This is a genomic window from Salinisphaera sp. G21_0, from assembly GCF_017744115.1.
GTDB lineage: Bacteria > Pseudomonadota > Gammaproteobacteria > Pseudomonadales > Endozoicomonadaceae > Endozoicomonas.
In genome coordinates this window covers 1-23,012 of sequence record NZ_JAGHQW010000074.1, presented here as the reverse complement: position 1 = coordinate 23,012, position 23,012 = coordinate 1, and the positions used below count along the sequence as shown (strand labels likewise).

The window sequence follows — 23,012 nt, the reverse complement described above, 5'->3', positions numbered from 1 at the left end:
CTGGCGGTGACGATCGACACCACGATCAGCAAGCCGGTGATCGACCTGCGCGAGGCCAGCGACAGCGGCGACTCCAACAGCGACAACCTGACCAATGCGAAACGCCCGACCTTCGACCTGGGCCAGATCGACAGTGACCAGAGCAAGGTGGAAGTGTTTAACGACGGCACCAAGCTGGGTGATGCGGTCAACGACGGCAATGGCAACTGGACCTTCACACCGGGCAGCGACCTGGCGGACGGGGACTACAACCTGACGGTGAAAGTGACCGACGGGGCGGGCAACGAGGCGAGCTCCGCGCCGCTGGCGGTGACGATCGACACCACGATCAGCAAGCCAACAGTTGACTCACAGTCTACACCTGACACTACGCCGATTATTACAGGTACTGCCAATCTTGCTCCGGGTGACTATCTTGAAGTGGCCGTCAATGGAGCAACTTACAAGGTTGCTACTGATAGTCTGGGTGATTGGAGCCTTGATTTGGAGAATGCTGTTCCAGAGAGTGGTTCACTTGTTCCGCTGGTAAATGGTCAGCGTTATGATGTGACGGCTACCACCAGGGACTCAGCTGGGAATCAGTCTGTAGATCTGACTCAGGGCGAACTAAAGATTAACCCGGCAGCTCCCAGTATTAATGCAAATACCAGAGGCACTAGCCTGTACACTGACTTTCAGGTTCCGGTTCCAGAGATGGGGTATCGTATTGATGTCATAGCTGACTCTTTAGGCTATCAGACAGACAATGCCGGAGGTGATCTGGAAATTGGTAGGGAAAATTTTTATGGAGGAAAAAGTGATACAAACCATGTGCTGGAGTTGAAAGCGGATCCCGGTGATTACAATATCTTTGCAGATATTGAGTCTATATCTGGTGAAGTATTCCAGTTCACTTTCGACCATGCTGCACGTGAGGGCCAGGGTGGCTTTGAGTCTGCTATAGAAGTCTTGGTCTCTGATCTGGATTCTGACGGCAATGTCACTAAACAGACTAAGCTCACGACCATTACTCCGGGAAGTCTCTTTGATCTTAAGACACACACCTTTTATTTTGTGGCTTCCGGTGAAAGTACCCGTTTCGAGCTATTAGCTGCCGATCGTGATGAACGTGATACTACGGGTGCAATCATCGACAATATCCGGGTTGAGACTGTCGGTTACCAAAAAACGTCCAGTATTCCACTGAATGTTGCTGCGGAGACAGTAAACGACAATGAAATCCTGATGCTTACTTTTTCAGACATTCCTGTAGGCTTCACTCTAACGGATGGGACTAATTCATTTAGTGCCACGGAAGGTTCCACTTCTAGTGCCACGGAAGGTTCCACTTCCGTTGATATCAGTAACTGGACTCTTGCCAGCCTGGAGTTACAACCAGCACCCAATTTTGTTGGAACTGTTTCTCTGACCTTTACGGCGGTTGCTCAGGATCAAGATGGAGATACCAGTTCGGAAAGCGTGCTTGATCTTAACTACACTATTTTTCCGGATGTTCTTCCGGGGAATCGTGAAACGGGTACTCAAAATGCTGAGACATTGGATGGTGGTGAAAACAACGACGCCATTAATGGCGTTGCTGGTAATGACACCATAAATGGAAATGGCGGAAACGATATACTCAGTGGTGATGAGGGGGCCGACACGATTAATGGTGGAGCAGGTAAGGACTTTATCGATGGGGGTGAAGGAAACGACACACTTGCTGGCGGTGATGGCTCTGATCTGTTTATTTTCAAAGTCGCAGACTTGCTGGACGGAGAAACTGTGCAGATGGATACCATCACTGATTTTGTTTTGGGCGACCCTTTGAGCGAAAACAGCGATGCGGATGTTCTGGACCTTTCTGGTCTTGTTGATTTTGGTGTTAAGGAAATTGTTAATCCAGAGGCTCTTCAGGCAAAGGGAATTTCTGCAACTTACCAAAGCGGCAAGGCATCTATCGAGTTTATAGCAAATACCCTTGATGGTAATGGAGACAAACTCACCATTGTTTTTGACAACACCACTGGCTGGAGTGATCTGGATAATCCGGGCAACGGTATTGATGGCAATGATGTACTTCAACAGCTGATTAACAACGGCCAGCTGATTGTTTAAATACGCAATAACAACTAACCATAATTTGAATTGGAAAAGGAGCGAAAAAAGGATGTTTCCGACGTTTTTAAAAGTATCACTATTGTCTGCCGCAGTGTTAACCGCCAATACCCGGGCAGATACCCTGCTGGATTCCATCAACCAGACTCTGGCGACCAATCCGGAAATTCTGATCCGCACTACCGAAGCAGATGCCCGTATGGATGAAATTACCCAGGCTAAGGCCGGGTATCTGCCCAGTGTGGATCTTACGGCCGGGATTGGTTATGAGAACAGCCGCAACAGCACAACCATTGGTATTTTTGATGCGGGTGATGCTGACAGTAAAGACCAGGCCAGAACCCGCCGGGATGCCTCCCTAATTGCACGTCAAATGTTGTTTGATGGTTTTGCGGTTGGCAGTGAGGTGGATCGCCAGAAGGCGAGGCAGGCGTCCGCTGCCCAGGAGGTGTGCTCGGTAGCCGGTAATACGGCACTGCAGGTGACCCAGGCCTATATCAATGTCATGCGTCAGCAGTCCATTGTTGAACTGATGCAGGCCAATTCTGCAGAGCATGAACGTGTCGTTGAACTGATTGAAAAACAGGGGCGCAAAGGACGCAGTAATGAAGCCGATGTGGCTCAGGCCCAGAGTCGTCTGGTGCTGGCCAGGGCCAATGAGATCAGTGCCGAGTCTGTACTTCGTGATGTAAAAACACAGTACCAGCGTCTGGTGGGTAATATCCCGGTTTCTTATACGTTGCCTGAGGTGCCAGCAGGTACACCGGCTTCTCTGGAGGCAGCGTTAAAGTTGGGCACAGAAATTCATCCGGTGATGAAATTGGCCAGTGCTGATGTGCAAGCGGCGGAGGCTCAATATGAAGCGAGTAAGAGTGCCTTTATGCCCCGCTTTGAGCTGGAGGTTGGGGCCAACTGGGATACCGATGCCAATGGTGGCAAAGGAGATACCTATAGCCATGTGGCCAAAGTGAATATGACCTATAACCTCTACAACGGCGGTGGTGATAAGGCCCGCCGCAGCCAGACCAGCAAACTGGTGAATGAGGCGATGGAAGTGCGCAACCGGGCTCGTCGTCAGGTTGAGGAAGAGATTCGTCTGGCCTGGGTGGCTATTGATTATGGATCCCGGCGTTTGCGGCCGCTGGAAGAGCATGTGGTTCAGGCGAGCAAATCCAGAGAGCTTTATGACAAGCAGTTCCTGATTGGTAACCGTACGCTCATTGATCTGCTGGACAGTCAGAATGAGTACACATCTGCCCGGCAGAGTGAAATCAATGCCCGTTATGATCTGCTGTTTAACCAGTTCCGCCTGTTGAATAGCACGGGTTCGTTGTTAACGGCAATGGACGCCAGCCTGCCCGTTGAGAATGATTGTGGTGTGAAAGTGGTTGCGGCACGTTAAGTCGATAGTCAAGGGGGCAAGGTTCCTGCCCCCATTTGGATTTAACCTTCTCCTTTCAGCTTACGCCTGAGAATGTTGTAAATGTCCTGTTGGTCCCTGCTGTGGACAAACCGAAGTGCTTCTCTCAGCGTTGGCAGACTGCCGGCAATCATCGGACAGTCCAACAGCTTTTCAAGCTTTTCCATATGCTGGATATCCGGGCGTACCTGTTTGACCGGTGTCTCTTTAATCTCGGCAGAACCCATTACCAACTCGGCAAGACTGATCTGATGCAACAGGCTTTTAATGCTGAGAAGCGCGAAAGCAAGGTGCAGACGTGAATGAGGGAATGGGTTATTGAAGCCGTAGCAGATCATCCGGCTGTACATCTCAATCTGCACCAGTGTGCTGTCATGGCAGCCCAGAGGGTTATCTATACTATCCATACTGTGCAGGCCAACCATATCCTGGCTCAGGTCCTGTATGGTTAACTTCTGCTGACCGAAAAATGGCCTGATCGATTCCATGGCGGTACTCCCCTGCAAGTCAATTTCAGTCATTTATACCATTGATTTTGCAGAAGATTGTCTAACAACTCCGCCAGTATTACTGACAGAATAACTCCATCAATTTATTCAGTCTGGGAAAAGGTCGCCGCCCGCTTCCCGCAAAGGCGGTGCCTGCTTTTCGGGAAGCGGGAGGCGGGCAGCGGGTGGCGTCTGCAGTAATGTGGACGTTATTTCAGGACAGTTCCATAAGGTAAATTCAGGGGACGTGATAGCCCATTGGCATCTGTTCATCGTACTGCAGCCAGACTTTATTCAGCCATGCCTCAGAGCCCAGCCAGTCAAGAACCCACTTCAGTCCCTGCCCCATGTTTTCCTGATTCCAGGCCAGCAGACAGCCGTCGTTATAATGCAGGTCTGGCACTTCTTTGCGAACCAGCAAGCCTGCTTCGATATAGGGGCTGGCAAAGTGGTTGGGCAAAATAGTGGCCCCCAGTCCCCTTAACAGGCATTCAATAGCGGCTCTGAAACTGGGTACCAGAAGCACCTGCTGGTTTTCCAGCAGCAGGTTGTAGCCATGACGGAAAAACCGCGAGGTATCCTGGATACAGATAGAGCGGTGCCCCTGCAGCTCTGCCATGGAAAGAGGCTCATTTTGCCCGGCCAGGGGGTGGTCTGGCGCAACCACAAAGTCCCAGGTCATATTACCCATTGAGCGCCAGGCAAAACGATCCTGGTTGAGGATGGCTTCCGGGATATCCTGGGGGGCACCAATCACAATCTGACAGCGGCCATGAAACAGGGAGTCCCAGGAACCGTTATAGACTTCGGTGTTGATCACCAGCCCGGTTTCCGGCTGAACTTCCTGCAGATCATTGATCAGGTCGTAGACCCTGCCCTGATTGACCACGTTATCCAGGGCGATACGCAGCTCCTTCTCCCATCCGGTAGCCAGTTGTCGTGTACTGTTTTCAAGCTCCTCCAGGTCGGCAAGCAGTTTATCGGTATGTTCGATAAAGTGTTCACCGGCAGGTGTCAATTCAACGCGTTTGCTATCACGCAGAAACAGCTGTACGCCCAGGCGGTCTTCCAGTTTCCGAACGGTATAGCTGATTGCCGAGGGCACTTTATGCAAATGCCTGGCGGCAGCTGTAAAGTTACGAAAATGGGCAACTGCCCGAACAATCTGTAACGTTTCCGTTGGGATCATAGAAGGCGACAATAAGTTGAGTAGATAAGGCTGGCAATAATACCTGATCGGCGTTGTTTCTATTCAGATTTTTTCACTGCAAATTAAAATAACAGAATGAGTATTCTGATTTTGTTGATATACCCTGATGTTGTCAGTCGATAGTATGTCTCTGTCGTCCATGGTGATACTGGCGGGAACCAGTACAGCTGGCTGAAATAAGCGCGAACTATTATCGTTGCCTGTTCCAATAGGTCGATGCTTCAGCAATGGACGAATGAGGTTGCAGTATGCCCTGCAGACTCAGGTGGATGATCAGCAAAAACCCCTGTCTTGTTACAGGGGTTTTTTGTATCTGTCGAAAATGCCAATCGAACGGTCTAACTCCAGCAAATATGAAATAGCCGGGCTAAAAGTCTATCCATAAAAGAAAATGGTTTAGATTACTGGTTGGTATACTATTGAATCAGGCTTCACTGGCTAATGAATGGAAGTGAGGCTTCCCGTTCATTGCTACTCTCAACTACCCGTCAATGCCCATTTATCCAGAGGGGTTGCCCCATGACTGATCTTAATGCCCGTAGCCGTCAGGCTGTGCAATTGATGGATCTTACTTCCCTGAATGACGATGATACCCCGGAAAAAATCATTGCTCTGTGTCATCATGCCCATACCGAAGCCGGAAACACGGCTGCTGTCTGTATCTACCCCCGTTTCATCCCTCTTGCCCGTAAAACGCTGAACGCCCTCGGCCTGAACGACGTTGCTATTGCCACGGTAACCAATTTTCCTGCCGGTGATGATGATATTGAAATCGCGGTCGCAGAAACCAGGGCTGCGATTGCCTATGGTGCTGATGAGGTTGACGTGGTATTCCCATACCGTGCACTGATGGCGGGCAATGAAGAAGTCGGTGCCGAGCTGGTGCGCCGCTGCAAAGATGTGTGCAGTGTTGACGACAGTGGCCAAAAACAAGTCCTGCTGAAAGTGATTATTGAAACCGGTGAGCTAAAGGATCCTGCCCTGATTCGTAAGGCCAGCGATATCGCCATTGCAGCCGGTGCTGATTTTATTAAAACCTCGACAGGCAAGGTGCCGGTCAATGCGACACCAGAATCTGCACGGATCATGCTGGAAGCCATCCGCGACAGTGGCAACACACAGGTTGGTTTCAAGCCTGCTGGTGGTATCAGAACCGCAGAAGACGCGGCACTGCACCTGGACATGGCGGATGAAATTATGGGCGATGGCTGGGTAAACTCGCGTCACTATCGGTTTGGTGCCAGTAGTCTGCTGGGGAATCTGCTGATTGCCCTGGGCCTGAAACAGGGTGAAGCCAGCAAAGAAGGGTACTGATATGTTTCTGCCACAGGAAGTTATTCGACGTAAGCGGGAAGGTGAGGTGCTCAGCGAGCAGGAGATTCGCAGTTTCATTGCTGGTGTTACGGATAACTCGGTGTCGGAGGGTCAGATCGGTGCTCTTACCATGGCTGTGTACTTTCAGGGGATGAATATTGATGAGCGAATCGCCCTGACCTGCGCCATGCGCGATTCCGGCGAGGTGATGGACTGGTCGTCAGATAATCTCCCGGGCCCCATACTGGATAAACATTCCACCGGTGGTGTTGGCGATGTGGTCAGCCTGATGCTTGGCCCCATGATAGCCGCCTGTGGTGGTTTTGTGCCAATGATTTCAGGCCGTGGCCTTGGGCATACCGGGGGCACGCTGGACAAACTGGACAGTATTCCCGGCTATACGACCAGTGCCTCAGAATTGTTGTTCCGTAAAGTGGTCAGGGAGACCGGCGTTGCTATTGTCGGCCAGACTGGCGAGTTGGCACCTGCAGACAAACGGATTTATGGTGTTCGTGATGTGACGGCAACGGTTGAATCCATTGCCATGATTACCGCCTCCATTTTGTCGAAAAAACTGGCAGAAGGGCTGGATGCCCTGGTGATGGATGTCAAGGTGGGCAGCGGTGCCTTTATGCCAACCTTTGAGCAGTCGGTGGAACTGGCGCAGAGTATCGTTCAGGTAGCCAATGGGGCCGGGGTGAAAACAACGGCATTGCTGACGGATATGAACCAGTGCCTTGCCTCTTCTGCCGGAAATGCGGTTGAGGTTCGCGAAGCTGTGCAGTTCCTGACGGGTGAATATCGCAATAACCGCCTGCTGGAAATTACCATGGCGCAATCCGCAGAGCTGCTGGTATCCGGGGGGCTTGCTGCCGGAATTGAGCAAGCCAGGGAAAAACTGCAGTCCGTACTGGACAATGGTCAGGCGGCTGACGTCTTCGGCAGGATGGTTCACGGTCTCGGTGGTCCGTCGGACTTTGTTGAACGGTATAACCATTACCTGCCCACTGCGGCCATCGTTAAGCCCGTGTACATGGAGGCCGAGGGTTATCTTGCCGCCATGAACACCCGGGAAGTGGGGATGGCCGTGGTGCAGTTGGGCGGAGGGCGAAAAGTTGCTTCTGATACCATTGATTATGGAGTAGGCTTTACGGAAATTTGCCGACTGGGTGACAGGATTGATCCTTCACAGCCCATTGCCATGCTCCATGCCAGTTCAGAAGCGTCATGGAACCAGGCGGCAGATATGCTTCGCGGTGCACTCAGTTTTGCTGAACAGGTGCCGCTAATCCGTTCTCTGGTTTACCAACAGCTTTAAGCTGACAATGCACCTTCAAGTCATGGGTTTGTATGGTGCATTTTTATCAACAAATAGCGGTCATAACCATTGCAGGTCAGGAGTAGCGAATGAAACGTGCAATTATCCTTGTTATGGATTCATTCGGTATTGGAGCTACGGAAGACGCTGATAAATTTGGCGATGTTGGCTCCAATACAATTGGACATATTGCCCGGGCTTGTGCCGATGGCGAGGCAGATATTGGCCGACAAGGCCCGTTAATCCTTCCGGAGCTGTCCAGTCTTGGCCTGGTTCATGCGGCAAGGGACGCCTGCGGCGAGTTCCCCAAGGGGATGGTCAATGATATGCCGATTATCGGTGCTTATGGCTATGCCAAGGAACTCTCCAGTGGCAAGGATACCCCCAGTGGCCATTGGGAAATGGCGGGCGTTCCGGTGCTGTTTGACTGGGGCTATTTTCGCGATGAGAAAAACAGTTTCCCGCAGGAACTGCTGGATGAGTTGATCGACAAAGCCGAACTTCCGGGGGTTCTGGGTAACTGTCATGCCTCGGGTACCAGTATTCTGGAAGCCCTGGGTGAAGAACATATGAAAACCGGCAAGCCGATTGTCTATACATCGGCCGATAGCGTCTTTCAGATTGCCTGCCATGAAGCAACATTTGGCCTTGATCGTCTGCTTGACGTCTGCAAGATTGCCCGTGAGATTCTTGAACCGTACAACATTGGGCGTGTGATTGCCCGGCCATTCATTGGTGATGATGCAGGGGATTTTCAGCGCACCGGCAACCGTCGGGACTTTTCTGTATTGCCCCCGGCACCCACGGTACTGGATAAGCTGGTAGCCAGTGGCGGCGAAGTGGTCAGTATTGGCAAGATTGCCGATATTTTTGCCAACCAGGGGATTACCAGAAAGGTAAAGGCAACGGGTATTCCAGCCCTGTTTGAAGCAACCCGTGAAGCATTGATTGAAGCGGGTGATCGAACCATTATCTTCACCAACTTTGTGGATTTTGACTCTTCATTCGGGCATCGCAGAGACGTAGCCGGTTATGCCGGTGCGCTGGAGCAGCTGGATGCCATGCTGCCAGACCTGTTTTATTATATGGGCGACGATGATCTTCTGATTATTGCGGCAGACCATGGTTGTGACCCAACCTGGCCCGGAACGGATCATACCCGTGAACACATTCCTGTTCTGGCATTTAGTAAAAAATTGGTGCCATGTGCCCTGGGTCAGCGGGAAACCTTTGCCGATATCGGGCAAACAGTGGCCAGCTATTTTGAGCTGGAGCCTATGGACTACGGCACATCGTTTTTGCCTGAGATCTTTGAGCAGTAAGTTTCGGCTATCGTCTATCTAGGAGGCTGTCCGAGAATAGACTGCCCTACTTCGGCGGCAGCAAATTGGTCTAAAAATCCGCTTTTGTTCGGCAAATAGCCCCGCTATTCACCTCACAAAACCGAATTTTTATCCTCAATTTTCTGCCGTCCTCGCTACGGGCGCTATTCTCGGTCAGCCTCCTAGATGTACTTTGATCGTCGTGTTTTATCGAGAACGAGGATTTAACCGTGACACCTCATATTAATGCCAAGCCCGGTGCCTTTGCTGATGTCTGCCTGATGCCCGGGGATCCCTTGCGCGCCAAACATATCGCCGAAACGTTCCTGGATGGTGCCGAACAGGTAACGGATGTGCGTAACATGCTGGGCTTTACCGGCACCTACCAGGGTGTCCGGGTGTCTGTTATGGGGTCTGGTATGGGGATTCCTTCAGCGTCTATTTATTACAAAGAGCTGATTACCGAGTACGGTGTTAAGAGCCTGATCCGCGTCGGTTCCTGTGGGGCTATTTCCAGGGACGTTCAGGTTCGCGACATTGTAATCGGTATGGGTGCCTGTACGGATTCCAAAGTGAATCGTATGCGTTTTCGGGACCACGACTTTTCGGCGATTGCCAATTATGGGCTGCTGGAAAATGCCGTGAATGCTGCCCGTGCCATGAACCTGCCGGTGAAAGTGGGCAACCTGTTCTCTGCGGATCTGTTCTACAATCCGGATGCAACCATGTTTGATACCATGGAGAAATACGGTGTACTGGGTGTCGAGATGGAAGCGGCTGGCCTGTACGGCGTTTGTGCTGAGTTTGGTGCACAGGGTTTGGCCATCTGTACTGTCAGTGACCATATCCGTACCGGAGAAGCACTGCCACCGGAAGACCGTCAGTTAACGTTCAATGAGATGATTGAAGTTGCGCTGAAGTCCCTGTTGTAATTTCAATGCGTCTGATAGGTACAACCTCCGCTCACCTTGAGCGGAGTGAAAGGGTGGTTGCTTCTGTCTTTCTTCTGGGGCTGGCGTTACCATCCCCCCTCGTTCCCATGCTCTTCGTGGACATGAGGGATTACTGATTGTTAACCCACTCCTGCTCTACAACCAGGTCCAGTATCCACCGTTTGCTGGAGGCGTCAGCTGGCGGGTTTGGAACATCAAACTCTTTGATACGCAGGCGATAGGCAATCCCGGGCGTAAACTCAAAACCTTCGATATCGCCATAAAACAGGGTCCAGGGATCCTCTTTAGACTCACGAATCTGCAGACACTCCATTGGGGCTACGCCAGTACAGTGTGTTTTTTCCGGGGCAACATAAATATAGCGGGTCACGCCATCTTCCATGTTGGGCTGCTTGTTGAAGACATAGCTGGAAGTATTGGTACTGAGTATCAGTTGATCACCGGACATCTGAACCCTGGGTCTATCACCCAATAGCTGCTTTAAGGCTTCTTCCTTTTCGGCTTCTTCACCATGACACATCATCAGTGTACTGGCGAGCTGCTCCACGACCAGCCGATCACCATGCATTTTGACCGAACCCATCAGTCGGTTGCACCCAGCATGGGCCGCAATGTGATCATCTTTGATATCCAGGGTAATGGGTGCAGGGCTGTCTTCCTGCCATCGACCTTCAGGCAGGGTACTACAGGCGGTCAGAAGTACAGACATTATTACAGCCCCAAACTGTACAATTTTCATTGATAACTCCGGCAGGCTACCAATTTAAACGAAAAAATAATGATAATTATCCCTGATTATAGTGCCTGTCAGCTAACAAAAGAGTATCTGGAAACCGAAAATATTGAATTAAATCAGTAGATAAAAAAGCAGCTCAACAGAGCTGCCTGATAAAACGGATTTGATGGAGTCTGATCAGATAATAAAGTTGTAGCTTAACCAGGCTCGCAGTTTTTCTGATTCATTTTGACCAGTAGCCTTACGTAATGCCTCATCATTCCTGTAATAGCCATATTCAAGTTTGAATTGCAGGTCCTTCATTCCCCACTGGGAAAAATTGTATTTCATGGTCAGGTCATGCTCGTGTTCGGCAACGTCATGTTCAGTACCATTCAATTCTTTTGCCTTCATCCCTGATCCATAGACGAAGTTGTAAGCCAGTGATAAACCTTCAAGCCCAATATCACTGAAATCATATTCAGCACCAATCAGCCAGGCTTTCTCTTTATTTAAGTTAAAGTCGGATATATTGGCGGAAGTGGGTACATCCCAGACACCGTGGGTGTTAGCACCAAAGTTATAGTTGTAATGACCTATAGTGTGATGGCCATTGGTAATAGAGTTGGTTGCTGTGTTGGCCTTTGTGTAATTGAAGGCTGCATTAAATGTCCATGGACCGCTGTTCAGGGTTGCATTCAGATTTCCTAATTCCGCTTTGTTTTCAAATGAGCCATTCCGCTCACTTGCTCCCCAGAGGTCTCCATCCTGTTTGGCATAGAAGTACATCCCTCCAAGAGTCAGCTCTGAACCATCATAAAGGGGCATTTTTAACCAGACATTACCGTTATGAGCCGTTAAATAGTTATCTGCAAGACCATTACGATATTGGAGTTCAAGGCTGTTCTGGTTGGCTAATTCAAAGGTGTAGCCCAGTTGCATGCCCATGACCCAGTCAATTTGTTTACCTTCCTCATTCACAATAGGGTGAAAGCCTGACTGAGTTCTTTCGGAAACTTCATTTAACCAGGCAATCTTGCCTTTGAAACCGTCCATTGCAACACTGGCATCCACTCCCTGCCAGGCACTGGGAACCGAACGGGAGCCTGAGATGGTTACCAGACCGGTTTCAAGCAGCTGACGACCAATTTTGACATCGGCAGACAGGCCCTCGTAGCTGTCGGGCAGTTTGAAATCCACCCATATCTGACCGATTTTACCAAAGCCTTCGTTATCAGCATTCAACAGGTTGCTGGAGGTGGCATTACCATGTTTCATATCCAATTTGGCAACCCGGTAGGCCGAGCCTCCAACACTGACAACCTCAGCAAGGTAGCCAGTCTGTGCATTAAGCCATACAGCACCTGTCCAGGCACCTTTGTTAATATTGTCAGTGGTATTCTCATCATCGAAAAATACGCTCTGTACTTTGCCATCGATTTTGGCATCACTGATAAATGAATCATAACTGTCACTGGCTATAACAGGCACACTGAAAAGAGCAACAGCATAAGATAATAAATAGGGTTTTAAACGGGTCAAAATTAATACCTGCTTAATCAATGATTGTGATTGAGTAGAGCAAGTATAGATGCTTTATCAAAAGCTGAGAGAAATTAACCGATAGAATAAGATAATGGTGTTTGATTAAGCAGATGTAAAAAAATATTTTATTACCATAGCCTCATTAATAACCGCATCTTAATTAAATGGTGTACTCAATAGCCAGGTCCGGATTCTAATTGGCTAATAAGATTGATTTTTATAGAGTTTATTTTCTTTAACTCCCCATTACGAAATTCCAGATCAATTCTTTTAATGGCTGAGCAGCATTCAGACGCATTTAAAGGTGTACCGGTTTCAGTTCTATGGTAAGACTCAAGGTGGGGTAGGGCACTATTACCTACCAGCAGGTCAATACCTTCCATTTTGGCTATCGGAAACACTGGCTTGCTGCCGGATTTGATCAGTTTTGGGTAATGGATGGCATGAGTGGCAACAATAACAATGTCTGCCTGTCTTCTCAGATAGGGTATCAGTTCTGACGTTGCCAGTGCCGGATCAATCAGTTCAATACCCCGGCGGTACTCTGAAATAACATCATTAACAGAGCCCGGCCTGGTAATCCCCATAACGGCAATGCGTAGCCCGTCGAAGTCAAACAGGGCGTAGGCATCAAAAATGGGTCGGCCTGTTTCAGATTCATAAAGGTTAGCGGACAAAAAAGGAAAGTCAGCAGCGGCTTCCTGATTGCGGATATTGTTCAGCGGCTCATCAAATAATAATGGGCTCACCGCCATGGCGTTATAGCCCAGCTGGTTCAGTTGTTTCAGGCTCAGGATGTCATCATTGGTGCTGAGTTCTCCTCCGGAGAGTAACAATAATTTCCCGCCATCGGCTTCTACTTCTTTGCGTATTTTATTGATCAGCTCCTGCCGTTGAATCAGTTGATCACTGCTGTTCGACTTTTCATTGTCATATTCGTGAGTAAGCTCACTGGTGTTAAGAATGGTCAGCTTGTATGTCTTGTCATAAATGTAACCGGGTTTCTGGTTTTCCTGTGAGACCCAGAAATAAGTCAATGCAACAAGCACAGATACCAATAAGGCATTGATGATCAGTTTCGGCCAGGATTTATGCTGCGTAACTGCTGTGCACGCTGGTTTTGACTGCATAAAGACGACTTCCGGAAAGAGTTATCTCCAATATAACATCTGTTCCCTGGTACTTGTGTGTTTATGAGTTAATTATACTGCAAGTATTCTGTAAGCAATGAATTATCGATTTGAATAGGGATTCTGCAAGGCTGGCATCCTTGCCGGGTAAACTGAAAGGAATAGAATTATCAGCAATGGTTATTAAAATTTATAGCTGATCGCAAAGAAATGGCTGGTACCACTTGCTTTGGTTTTGGCTCCAAATGCGTTACCTCCATCTTTTATCAGGTAAATATTTGAATACAGTTTTAAGCCATAACCCAGTGCAAACTTGTCATAGTGCCAGTAAAGACCATTGAACATTGCCCCCCCGCTGGTTGCATGATCCTTGTCAGGATTTTCACTATTGGGATAGAGAGTCTTGTTTTGTTTTCCTCCAAACTGATAATCAATGTATCCCTGGTAGCTGATAAATGACCCGTTCTGAAAGGTATAAAATGGCGTAAACCAGTTAGTAGAGACTTGGTAGCCATTCCACTCTTTTCGGTTAAGATCATAAAATCCATAGAGGTTGAGCCCCATCTTGCCAAACCAGGGAACCTGTAGGTCGGAGCCAATCCCCCAGAATGAGCTGTTAGCATCTTCTCCCGGAATGTTTTTTTTGCTGACAGGGTCGAAGTTAGCGCCACCACCGCCACCCCAGTTAAAAAGGGTAGCCAAGTAAATATCTGTCACCGGCCCCCAGGGCAAGTTATTAAACAACCCTGCCAGTGATAACCGTGGGGCAAACTTCATGAACATTTTAGGTTTGTCTTTCTTATCACTGTTATCCCGGTTGGTCAGATTAAAGACATCCACATACCCATATAGATCAAGAATGCCAGATCGCCCGCCAAACTCCAGCTCCAGATAGTCATGCCCATCATTGGCTTCGTCTTCTCTTCGAGGTAGCTCTTTATAGGCATACATCAGGTTCAGATTCATCCACTTGAAGTCATTACTGGGGGGCATTCCATCGTTATGGTCTGTGGCCAGGGCGGTGGGAGCAAGTAGGGGAACAAGAGCGGCGACACAGATCAGCCACCATAATTTCAGGCAGTAGCTTTTCACAATCAGACTCCGTTTCAGACTCAACAGTGAGTAGTGAAAAAGAAGAGGAAAGCCTGTGAAACCTCTCGGTAACACAGGCCAAGTCTGTGAAGTATAGGAAAGAATTTGATGGTTTTTTGTTAGCTGGCTGGCCAATCCAGCGTGGTCAATTAAAGCGTACTCCAGAGTGTCTCGAAGATGATTTGCTGAGCAGCGGCAATTTCCGGTGAGTCAAGCACGACAGCCACCGGATAATTTCTGGAACCCAGAGAAATCATCGCAACTTTTGGCGGATATATCGCAATATAGCTGGCATCCATGCGTCCTTTGGCGTCAATCCACTTGCGCTCAGACAGCCCGGCATCTTCCCCGCCTTCACCAATGGCAATAACCCGCACCTTGATATTCTTGCGGATACGCTGCTGTGTGTAGTTGGGAAACGGGCGGTACAGGTGCTGGCGAATCAATTTGGAGGAAAAGACACTGTATTCCCGGTCTTGTTGCCGGGCTACCGTATTGAGAATGTCTTTGAGTACAAACTCAATGCCACTGTCTCCTTCGTAGAAGCGGACATTCCCTGCACTGAAATCCGGCTTGAGATGATTCAGTTGCGGGATCAGCCTGAGCTTCATCTCTTCAATGGTGGTGTCCAGAGACTGTCGTTTTTCCTCCGCCAGCTCCAGCAGCTTTTCCGGTGGTTCAGCCGAGAAGATGCGACGCTTACCTTTCGGGAAGTAACTGACAACCCCTTTGCCAGCGAGGTCTTTCAGGGTTTCGTAGGTGGTGCCACGATTGATGCCGGTTTGCGCAGCAATATCCCGGATGGATGCTGAGCCAAGTTTTAAAAGGGCCAGATAAGTACTGATTTCCCGTTGGCTAAGACCAAGATTTTCCAGAGTATCAAGATTCATAGCGCGGGTATCGGGTTAATGTGGTCGGAGTCATAAACAGTGCCTGTCAGAAAACCCGCATTTTCACCAAGGGCAGGAGGATTGGCAACCAGCCCGGCACGCCAAAGGTTTCTGACCTTGGGCAAGAATAGCCTTCTCACTGTTTCTTGCTGAAAAAATATCCGGGAATCGTATTTTTTCGATGGTGCAGGCAGTTTGGAGGCAAAACGGTGCGACAGTCTTTTAAGTGGTGAGCGTAATTGTCGATGGCTGATATAAGCAGCAGACAAACCCGTGGAGATTTCATGCCTGAAGTCCAGCCATCGCAAGCTCAGACCGATTATGTTTCCAGAGATAATCACTATGTTTATTCTCACAACCGCTTTGGTCGTGGTTGCCATTACATTGGCCGGTTTCTGTCCCGACCGGTTTCCCTGGTCGCCGATTCGGCAACCAAGCTATTCGCCCATGACCGACCAGGCAAAAGCAGCACGCTTTCTGAGAGTGAAAAACAGACGCAAAATGTACCACTGTGGGCCAGGAAAGTAGCCCGGGTGACTGCTGTCACGTTATTTCTGGTGCCTTCATTGGCATTGGGAATCCTGGGGTTCTCCCTGCGCATGATCGGTAACCTGTTCAGGAACGACATTTCCCTGATTCAGTCTTCTGTGCCACCCGCCGTCTATTATCCTGAGCAGGGTCTGCATTTGATGACCTACAACACCGGCCTGATGCCGTCGTTTATCCGTAATCTGAACGACCTGCGCTCATCACAGCAGCGCAGTGGGGAGATTGCCGCAGCATTAACCCGCAATCCCGGCACTATGCCTGATGTTGTCTGCTTTCAGGAAGTGTTTGACCAGCAGGCGGCGAAGCAACTCTGCCAGGATCTCAGTGGCCACTATCATCATATTGTGCACAGTGTTGCCCCCCGGGAAACCGGCTTGAACAGTGGCCTGGCCATTGCCAGCAAATACCCCGTAAAGGAGGTCACATTCCGGCCTTTCTCTGATCTGGCCGCAGAAGACCAGCTGGCCAATAAAGGGCTGCTGCGCATCGTACTGGATCTCGGTAACGATAAAACGGCCGTGGTTTACAATACCCACCTTCAGGCTAAGGACGGTCAAACCTATGATGCGATCCGCGTTGGCGAATTGAAGCAGATCAGACGGTGGGTTGATGCGGATAGCAATAACGACGGGCAGAATAACAGATACCATCATGGCGTCTTCCTGATGGGAGACCTGAACATTGCCCGGTCAGACGAGCAGGGGAGGGTCAGTAAAAACGAACAGTATCAACAGGGCAGGAAAGCACTGGGGGAAAAATTCTCTGACAGTTACTACGAGACCCATGATGAAGAAAATGATACCCGGATGGTTGAGCGCAGTGAGTCATTTTTTGTCAATAGCGACCAGGCAGCCATCAAGACGGCAGATCGTCAGGAGCCGGATGGGTCATGGTATCTCGGGGCCGGAAACAAAGAGCGTTACCCGTGGGGCAGCAAGCGCTGGAAAGAACATCCCGAGGTGGCAAGTCACTGTATTTATGACCGCCAGCTGGTGTACAGGGACAGTGAAAAAAAATGGGCATCCCATACCGAAATACGGCAACTGGGGCTGGATGTTGCCTATGATCTGGAGAGCGGGTTATCTGACCATTTGCCGGTTTCTGTTATTTACCGGGAAGCGGAAGGTTTTTCCTCAGTCATTGCCCATCTGGATCCGGAGGATTTTACCATCCGAGAGGTCAGGGAGCTGGTGAATCAATTGAAGTTTGACTATGGTCGTCTGATCAGTGATCAGACCGGTGAGCGTACAATTGATGAAGAGTTCTCAGGCGTCAATCCCCTGCGCAGAATTGCTGAATGCAGGACTTATTATAAAAGACAACCAGTGATTGTGAATGAGCTTGACCGGCTGGAAAAAATGGTCAGACAAAGTATGAATCCTGTTGCCGGAACACCCGGGTCAAACACCGGGTAAACCGTGCTGTCAGTGCTGCTCTTGCTTGCACTGTTGTCAATTATTTTATGACATAAAGGGTTGTCTTTTTACGCACTGTGATTAACCTACTGATGTGATGTAGATTTTCGAGCATTCAGGAGTCAGTGGTTGGATAACTTTGGCAGGCTTTGCCAATCACTCCAATCGTTCAATATTCCTGACATTTCAGAAAGACATAATTTCTGTTCTGGTATTTTTCTCCCAAAGCACACTCCGATTTATCAGGCTTGATACCTGAAAGTGCTCTTGTTTTTACGTTACCAGACGAAACAGTTATAAAGCAGATGCTCCCGCCGGGGCACTTTGTCGACCGAGGCTACCATGAGAGCTGATATCGTTATTCTTGCTGCCGGGCAGGGCAGCCGCATGAAATCCAAACTGCCAAAGGTGCTGCATCGTATTGCTGGCAAGCCCATGCTGGAGCATGTGATCCTCAGTGCCCTGCACACGCAGAGAAAAGTCGGTGACGGCAAGATACATGTGGTGATTGGTCACGGGGCAGAGCAGGTAAAACAGGCACTTGGCCACTACGATCTGAACTGGGTGGTTCAGGAAGAGCAGTTGGGTACCGGCCATGCTGTGCAGCAGGCACTGCCGGGCTGCAAAGGTGCTGATGTGGTGTTGGTGCTCTATGGCGACGTTCCCCTGATTCACTCATCTTCCCTGCAGTCACTGCTGGCGGCCAGTAACGGTGAGCGCCTCGGCCTGCTGACCATCAACCTGGCCAACCCTTCCGGTTATGGCCGGATTATTCGCGATGGCTTTGGCAATATTCAGGCCATTGTTGAGGATAAGGATGCCACCCCGGAGCAGCTGGCCATTAATGAAGTGAATACGGGCATCATGGCCATTCCCGGCAATAAGGTCAGTGGTTGGGTCAATGGCCTGAAGAATGAAAATGCCCAGCATGAGTTCTATCTCACCGATATTGTCTCGATGGCCGTGACCGAAGATACCCCGGTCATTCATGTCCAGCCGCAGCTCCCAATTGAAGTGGAAGGTGTTAACAGCCGTGTCCAGCTGATGGAGCTGGAACGTGCCCGCCAACAGCAGCTGGCCAATAACCTGATGCTGAATGGTGTTACGATCATTGACCCACAACGTCTGGATATTCGTGGCGACGTTAAGACTGGCCATGACATTACCCTGGACATCAATGTGGTTCTCGAAGGCAAGGTTGAGCTGGCAGATAACGTTTATATCGAACCCGGGTGTGTGATTCGCAACTCTGTTATCGGGGAAGGTGCCGTTATCAAGGCACACTCCATTCTTGAAGATGCGGTTGTCGCTGCCGGGTGTGAGGTTGGCCCGTTTGCCCGACTGAGACCAGGCACCGAACTTAAGGAAAAAGCCCGGATCGGCAACTTTGTGGAAATCAAGAAAACCGTTATTGGCAAAGGCAGCAAGGTCAATCACCTCAGCTATGTGGGCGACTCTGAAGTTGGCAATGAGGTGAATGTTGGCGCTGGTACCATTACCTGCAATTACGATGGTGTCAATAAATTCAGGACTGTGATTGGCGATGGCGCTTTTGTCGGCAGCAACAGTTCGCTGGTGGCTCCTGTGACCATTGGGCGTGGTGCAACCACCGGTGCTGGTTCCACCATTACCAAAGATATTCCCGATGAACAGTTGGCCGTGGCACGTGGCAAGCAGCGCAATATCGAAGGCTGGCAGCGCCCGGTAAAGAAAGACTGAGATTTACAGGAAAGGGGAAATGACTCTCAGGTCAGCCACTCCCTGATGATTTTTGCAACCTTTATGATTACCCAGGGGATCGACAACTATGTGTGGAATTGTTGGTGCTGTAGCGCAAAGAGATGTAGCAGATATTTTGCTGGAAGGGCTTCGTCGTCTGGAATACCGGGGCTATGACTCAGCAGGTATCGCCATCATTAATGCCAATGGTGAGCTTCACAGAGAAAGGCGTACCGGCAAGGTATCTGAACTGGCCGAGGCGGTTTCCCTGAATCCACTTCGCGGAGGTACCGGCATTGCCCATACCCGCTGGGCCACCCATGGGGCACCCAGTGAGCGTAATGCCCATCCTCACGTATCAGAAGATCATATTGCCGTTGTCCATAATGGCATTATTGAAAACCATGAAGCATTGCGAGTGTTTCTGCAGGGCGAAGGCTATGTCTTTACCTCGGATACCGACACGGAAGTTATTGCGCATCTGGTCAGCCTGGAACTCAAGGGCAGTAACTCCCTGCTGGACGCCGTGCAGAAAGCGGTAGCCAGGCTGGAAGGTGCCTATGGCATGGTGGTGATGGACTGCAGCGACAATGAACGTCTTGTGGTCTCTCGCTCCGGTAGCCCACTGGTGATTGGGGTCGGTATTGGCGAACACTTTATCGCTTCCGACCAGCTGGCACTGTTCCCGGTTACCCGCCGATTCATGTTCCTGGAAGAAGGCGATGTAGCGGAAGTGACCCGCAACGGGGTGACGATTCTGGACGCTGATGGCAACCCTGTTGAGCGAGATGCCCGGGACAGTGATGTAGAGCATGATGCGGGAGATAAAGGCCCTTATCGCCACTACATGCTGAAAGAGATCCACGAGCAGCCGGAAGCTATTGCCAATACCCTGGAAGGTCGACTGGGCGAGCATCAGCTGAATCTCGATATCCTGGGTAAAGAAGGTCAGGAGATCCTCAATAAAACCCGCGCCGTGCAAATCGTCGCCTGTGGTACCAGTTACCATGCCGGTATGGTGGCTCGCTATTGGTTTGAAGAGCTGGCGGGTATTCCCTGCCGTGTTGAGATTGCCTCTGAGTTTCGCTACCGGAAATTCTTTGTGCCGGAGGATTGCCTGTTTGTCACCATCTCCCAGTCCGGTGAGACAGCCGATACGCTGGCGGCATTGAAGCTGGCGAAAGAATTGGGCTATATGGCCTCACTGAGCATTTGTAATGTGCCGGGCTCTTCCATGGTGCGGGAGTCGGATATCGCCATGATGACCCGGGCCGGTGCAGAAATTGGCGTGGCATCCACCAAGGCATTTACCACCCAATTAACAGCACTGCTGATGCTGGTGACGGCCATTGGCCGTCATACGGGAATGACACCGGAACAGGAATCCAATGTTGTTTCAGCGCTGCGGAATCTGCCACACATCCTGAAGAGTACCCTGGCCCTGAGTGATGACATTGAAGCCATGGCGGAAGCCTTTGCCGATAAGCATCACAGTCTGTTCCTGGGCCGTGGTACCCAGTACCCCATCGCCATGGAAGGGGCTCTGAAGCTTAAAGAGATTTCCTATATCCATGCCGAAGCCTACGCGGCCGGTGAACTGAAGCATGGCCCACTGGCACTGATCGATAACGATATGCCGGTAATTGTGGTGGCACCGAACAACGACCTGCTGGAAAAACTGAAATCCAATATGGAAGAGGTGCGGGCACGAGGCGGACAGCTGTTTGTCTTTGCGGATAAACAGGCCAACCTGACCGAGACCGAAGGTGTCCGGGTTCTGCCAGTGGACGAGGTGCCGGAAGTGGTTGCCCCGATTCTTTACACCATTCCCCTGCAACTGCTCTCTTATTATGTGGCGATTATCAAGGGTACCGATGTTGATCAGCCGCGCAACCTGGCCAAAAGTGTGACGGTTGAATAATACGGGTATTTGGTGGCAGCAATGCTGTCGGTGACATAATAGTTTGATAAAAAAAACAGGCCGGAATTTACACAGAAGGCAGATAAACAAAGGGCTTCAGCCAGAATTATCAAACTTTAAGGTAAATAATCAAACTATTTTGTACTCCGACAACTGCTGACACAGGGTGGAAAGAAATTAGAGCAGCCTGCATAGCACTTCTTGCTCCCATGCTAATCATGGGAGCCTTTATTTCTCAACAGCGCTAAATAGAAGAAAAGAGAAAAAAAGAGAAAAAGGATAGAAAAAGGAGGATAGAAAAGGATAGAAAAAGAGTAGAAAAAGGACACCCACTTTTTAAAAAGTGAAGAGAGTACGTCATCTATTCATTTTTTAAATGATAGTATTGATTGTTTTAAGAAATTCTCATTAATACCAAGCAGGAAGCGTATAAAAAGTACTCAGCAACAGCCAGATAGAAGACATTATCGAGACAATATAAGAAAGAGCAATCAGAAAATTCTGGCCACATTAAAGTAAATGAAAATTCGCTGATCAGGTAGGATAGAGATCACCACTCACCGACATACCATGAACCCAGCATTTGCCGGTGCTTTCTGCCTGCATAAGCCTTCAGTGAAGCCAGCTTACCGACTGCACGGTGAAAACGATTATGCCGACGCATAGTCTCCAGCTATTCATTTGGGTCAATACCCAAGCTCTCCAGGATAGGTGGTACATCGTCAGTTATACGACCACGTTTGCCTTTGCGGATAATTCGGCCAGACCAGTCAACCAGTTCAAAGTAACTACTGAGTGGGTATGGAATCGCCTGTTCAGGGTTTGGCCCTGAGCTTTTAACGGTTTCAAGTGCGCCTTCTGTTTTTTTCCATTTGCGCTGTCGTATGACTCAATGCGTTCTTTTATAGAGGTATGTTCTGAGGTTTCCAGCGTTGTAAGACTTCTTTGGTGTCCCATTTTTTCGCTTGCTGACTATTGATATGGAGCACCACATGATAATGATTCGACATAACCGCATAAACATAGACTTCCAGGGAAAAAATCCCGGAAAGCGCTTTCAACCGATCAACCACCCACTGCCTGCGATGCTCATAGTTTTTGCCCGAGAAATTATCTTTGCCGCACAGGAAAGCCTTGCGAACGCATCATGCCATACAGTGGTAGTAGGGCGTACTGGCTGGATCTATGAGGTTTTTTTCGGGCGGTCGTCATGTCGTTTTTTTGGTTACTGGGTATATGTGCTTAATGCCCTTAAGAGGCTCCAGAGGAAAAATAGACAGTGTGGCCGATTAGTCAAATTTTGGGGTGTCCTTTATTCTTTTCTTTATTCTGTTCTCCATAGACATTAAAGCCGCAAAAAGCCACTTGATTGTTATGGTCAGATTTACTGCGGTTATTGTTGCTGCTGTCACCGACGTTATCGGTGTTCCCTTGACAGCCATTGGCCTGGTCATAAGCACAGCCATTCGGGCTGCCAGAGCTGATGCTAAAAGATCCGATGGTTTGCACGTTTGGACTCCTCTGTTTTAGGGATCGCTGAAAAGTAGCAGAAATCTACTGTCTATCAATCTGAATTCAGCAGTTGAACCTCATAAATTCCTCTGAAACCCTAACAATCTAAAGCTTTGGGGTGAGTCTGAGTACTCACCCATTGGGTGAGTGGTGAAATCCGACTTAGCCCCAGCATTGCCCGGGCTCCAGAGCCATTTCGATTTTCAACTGCTGAATTCAGGATCAAGCTGCCCCCGGTAATTCAGCCATGGCCAATCATTCATCAGGCTTTTTTCTTTTGGTACGCCCGGCATGGGCATGAACTGATGGGGTGAAAGTCCCCTGTGGGAGAACCTACATTTGACTGGCGGTAAAGACGCCTGCTGATGACAACCACTAGCTTAAGGCAAGTGCAGTCTCGCG

Annotated in this window: 18 protein-coding genes; 9 read left to right on the top strand and 9 right to left on the bottom strand. The window is 49.6% G+C overall.

Annotated features, from left to right (window positions below; all coding sequences use genetic code 11):
* Both J7439_RS22775 and J7439_RS22770 read left to right on the top strand, forming a co-directional pair.
* Nucleotides 1-2,097, top strand: a 2,097-nt coding sequence (locus J7439_RS22775; protein WP_286198488.1) for an Ig-like domain-containing protein, incomplete at its 5' end; no start/stop codon positions are given.
* Nucleotides 2,098-2,149: 52 nt separating this feature from the next.
* Entirely contained in the window at nucleotides 2,150-3,499 is a 1,350-nt protein-coding gene (locus J7439_RS22770; protein WP_209204347.1) for a TolC family outer membrane protein, read from the top strand.
* Between the two features lie 41 nt (nucleotides 3,500-3,540).
* Here the strand turns inward: J7439_RS22770 and J7439_RS22765 are convergent, their stop codons facing one another.
* Nucleotides 3,541-4,038, bottom strand: a complete 498-nt coding sequence (locus tag J7439_RS22765; RefSeq protein WP_209204346.1) for a hypothetical protein — start codon at nucleotides 4,036-4,038, stop codon at nucleotides 3,541-3,543.
* Between the two features lie 205 nt (nucleotides 4,039-4,243).
* Complete coding sequence (locus tag J7439_RS22760; RefSeq protein WP_209204345.1) at nucleotides 4,244-5,194, bottom strand: LysR substrate-binding domain-containing protein; 951 nt, start codon at nucleotides 5,192-5,194, stop codon at nucleotides 4,244-4,246.
* 540 nt (nucleotides 5,195-5,734) lie between these two features.
* On the opposite strand from J7439_RS22760, the gene deoC reads away from it, so the two are divergent.
* From deoC to deoD, 4 genes are all read left to right on the top strand, one after another.
* Nucleotides 5,735-6,529: a deoxyribose-phosphate aldolase gene (gene deoC / locus J7439_RS22755; protein WP_209204344.1), complete on the top strand. Its 795-nt coding sequence runs from the start codon at nucleotides 5,735-5,737 to the stop codon at nucleotides 6,527-6,529.
* Between the two features lies 1 nt (nucleotide 6,530).
* Nucleotides 6,531-7,847 carry a thymidine phosphorylase gene (gene deoA / locus J7439_RS22750; RefSeq protein WP_286198490.1) on the top strand — a complete coding sequence of 439 codons (1,317 nt, stop codon included), beginning with the start codon at nucleotides 6,531-6,533 and terminating at the stop codon, nucleotides 7,845-7,847.
* Nucleotides 7,848-7,936: 89 nt separating this feature from the next.
* On the top strand, nucleotides 7,937-9,169 hold the full coding sequence (locus J7439_RS22745; protein ID WP_209204342.1) for a phosphopentomutase: 1,233 nt from the start codon (nucleotides 7,937-7,939) through the stop codon (nucleotides 9,167-9,169).
* A 230-nt stretch (nucleotides 9,170-9,399) separates the two neighbouring features.
* Nucleotides 9,400-10,101 carry a purine-nucleoside phosphorylase gene (deoD, locus tag J7439_RS22740; protein WP_209204341.1) on the top strand — a complete coding sequence of 234 codons (702 nt, stop codon included), beginning with the start codon at nucleotides 9,400-9,402 and terminating at the stop codon, nucleotides 10,099-10,101.
* A gap of 130 nt (nucleotides 10,102-10,231) precedes the next feature.
* Here the strand turns inward: deoD and J7439_RS22735 are convergent, their stop codons facing one another.
* The 6 genes from J7439_RS22735 to J7439_RS26725 all read right to left on the bottom strand — a co-directional run bounded on the left by J7439_RS22735 (nucleotide 10,232) and on the right by J7439_RS26725 (nucleotide 15,619).
* Nucleotides 10,232-10,861 carry an META and DUF4377 domain-containing protein gene (locus tag J7439_RS22735; protein ID WP_209204340.1) on the bottom strand — a complete coding sequence of 210 codons (630 nt, stop codon included), beginning with the start codon at nucleotides 10,859-10,861 and terminating at the stop codon, nucleotides 10,232-10,234.
* A 174-nt stretch (nucleotides 10,862-11,035) separates the two neighbouring features.
* Nucleotides 11,036-12,379 (bottom strand): OprD family outer membrane porin, encoded by a 1,344-nt coding sequence (locus J7439_RS22730; protein WP_209204339.1) that lies wholly within the window; start codon nucleotides 12,377-12,379, stop codon nucleotides 11,036-11,038.
* Nucleotides 12,380-12,555: 176 nt separating this feature from the next.
* On the bottom strand, nucleotides 12,556-13,512 hold the full coding sequence (locus J7439_RS22725) for a bifunctional UDP-sugar hydrolase/5'-nucleotidase (RefSeq protein WP_209204338.1): 957 nt from the start codon (nucleotides 13,510-13,512) through the stop codon (nucleotides 12,556-12,558).
* A 183-nt stretch (nucleotides 13,513-13,695) separates the two neighbouring features.
* Nucleotides 13,696-14,604, bottom strand: a complete 909-nt coding sequence (locus tag J7439_RS22720) for an outer membrane protein OmpK (RefSeq protein WP_209204337.1) — start codon at nucleotides 14,602-14,604, stop codon at nucleotides 13,696-13,698.
* Between the two features lie 149 nt (nucleotides 14,605-14,753).
* Entirely contained in the window at nucleotides 14,754-15,494 is a 741-nt protein-coding gene (locus tag J7439_RS22715) for a TrmB family transcriptional regulator (protein ID WP_209204336.1), read from the bottom strand.
* Nucleotides 15,491-15,619 carry a hypothetical protein gene (locus J7439_RS26725; protein WP_286198487.1) on the bottom strand — a complete coding sequence of 43 codons (129 nt, stop codon included), beginning with the start codon at nucleotides 15,617-15,619 and terminating at the stop codon, nucleotides 15,491-15,493. The genes J7439_RS22715 and J7439_RS26725 overlap by 4 nt, the downstream gene beginning before the upstream one ends.
* A gap of 159 nt (nucleotides 15,620-15,778) precedes the next feature.
* Here J7439_RS26725 and J7439_RS22710 point away from each other — a divergent pair, with 159 nt between their 5' ends.
* The 3 genes from J7439_RS22710 (at nucleotide 15,779) to glmS (ending at nucleotide 21,098) form a co-directional block, all read left to right on the top strand.
* Complete coding sequence (locus tag J7439_RS22710) at nucleotides 15,779-17,458, top strand: endonuclease/exonuclease/phosphatase family protein (protein ID WP_209204335.1); 1,680 nt, start codon at nucleotides 15,779-15,781, stop codon at nucleotides 17,456-17,458.
* Between the two features lie 342 nt (nucleotides 17,459-17,800).
* Nucleotides 17,801-19,177: a bifunctional UDP-N-acetylglucosamine diphosphorylase/glucosamine-1-phosphate N-acetyltransferase GlmU gene (glmU, locus tag J7439_RS22705; protein WP_209204334.1), complete on the top strand. Its 1,377-nt coding sequence runs from the start codon at nucleotides 17,801-17,803 to the stop codon at nucleotides 19,175-19,177.
* Nucleotides 19,178-19,265: 88 nt separating this feature from the next.
* Nucleotides 19,266-21,098, top strand: a complete 1,833-nt coding sequence (glmS, locus tag J7439_RS22700; protein WP_209204333.1) for a glutamine--fructose-6-phosphate transaminase (isomerizing) — start codon at nucleotides 19,266-19,268, stop codon at nucleotides 21,096-21,098.
* Nucleotides 21,099-22,391: 1,293 nt separating this feature from the next.
* On the opposite strand, the gene J7439_RS22695 is transcribed toward glmS, so the two are convergent.
* On the bottom strand, nucleotides 22,392-22,607 hold the full coding sequence (locus J7439_RS22695; protein WP_209204332.1) for a hypothetical protein: 216 nt from the start codon (nucleotides 22,605-22,607) through the stop codon (nucleotides 22,392-22,394).
* Between the last annotated feature and the right edge of the window lie 405 nt (nucleotides 22,608-23,012).

What these genes read in the sequence shown, in the direction of transcription:
- J7439_RS22770 (WP_209204347.1), top strand. Translation starts at nt 2,150, where the DNA reads ATGTTTCCGACGTTTTTAAAAGTATCACTATTGTCTGCCGCAGTGTTA.
- J7439_RS22765 (WP_209204346.1), bottom strand. Translation starts at nt 4,038, where the DNA reads ATGACTGAAATTGACTTGCAGGGGAGTACCGCCATGGAATCGATCAGG.
- J7439_RS22760 (WP_209204345.1), bottom strand. Translation starts at nt 5,194, where the DNA reads ATGATCCCAACGGAAACGTTACAGATTGTTCGGGCAGTTGCCCATTTT.
- deoC (WP_209204344.1), top strand. Translation starts at nt 5,735, where the DNA reads ATGACTGATCTTAATGCCCGTAGCCGTCAGGCTGTGCAATTGATGGAT.
- deoA (WP_286198490.1), top strand. Translation starts at nt 6,531, where the DNA reads ATGTTTCTGCCACAGGAAGTTATTCGACGTAAGCGGGAAGGTGAGGTG.
- J7439_RS22745 (WP_209204342.1), top strand. Translation starts at nt 7,937, where the DNA reads ATGAAACGTGCAATTATCCTTGTTATGGATTCATTCGGTATTGGAGCT.
- J7439_RS22735 (WP_209204340.1), bottom strand. Translation starts at nt 10,861, where the DNA reads ATGAAAATTGTACAGTTTGGGGCTGTAATAATGTCTGTACTTCTGACC.
- J7439_RS22725 (WP_209204338.1), bottom strand. Translation starts at nt 13,512, where the DNA reads ATGCAGTCAAAACCAGCGTGCACAGCAGTTACGCAGCATAAATCCTGG.
- J7439_RS22715 (WP_209204336.1), bottom strand. Translation starts at nt 15,494, where the DNA reads ATGAATCTTGATACTCTGGAAAATCTTGGTCTTAGCCAACGGGAAATC.
- J7439_RS22710 (WP_209204335.1), top strand. Translation starts at nt 15,779, where the DNA reads ATGCCTGAAGTCCAGCCATCGCAAGCTCAGACCGATTATGTTTCCAGA.
- glmU (WP_209204334.1), top strand. Translation starts at nt 17,801, where the DNA reads ATGAGAGCTGATATCGTTATTCTTGCTGCCGGGCAGGGCAGCCGCATG.
- glmS (WP_209204333.1), top strand. Translation starts at nt 19,266, where the DNA reads ATGTGTGGAATTGTTGGTGCTGTAGCGCAAAGAGATGTAGCAGATATT.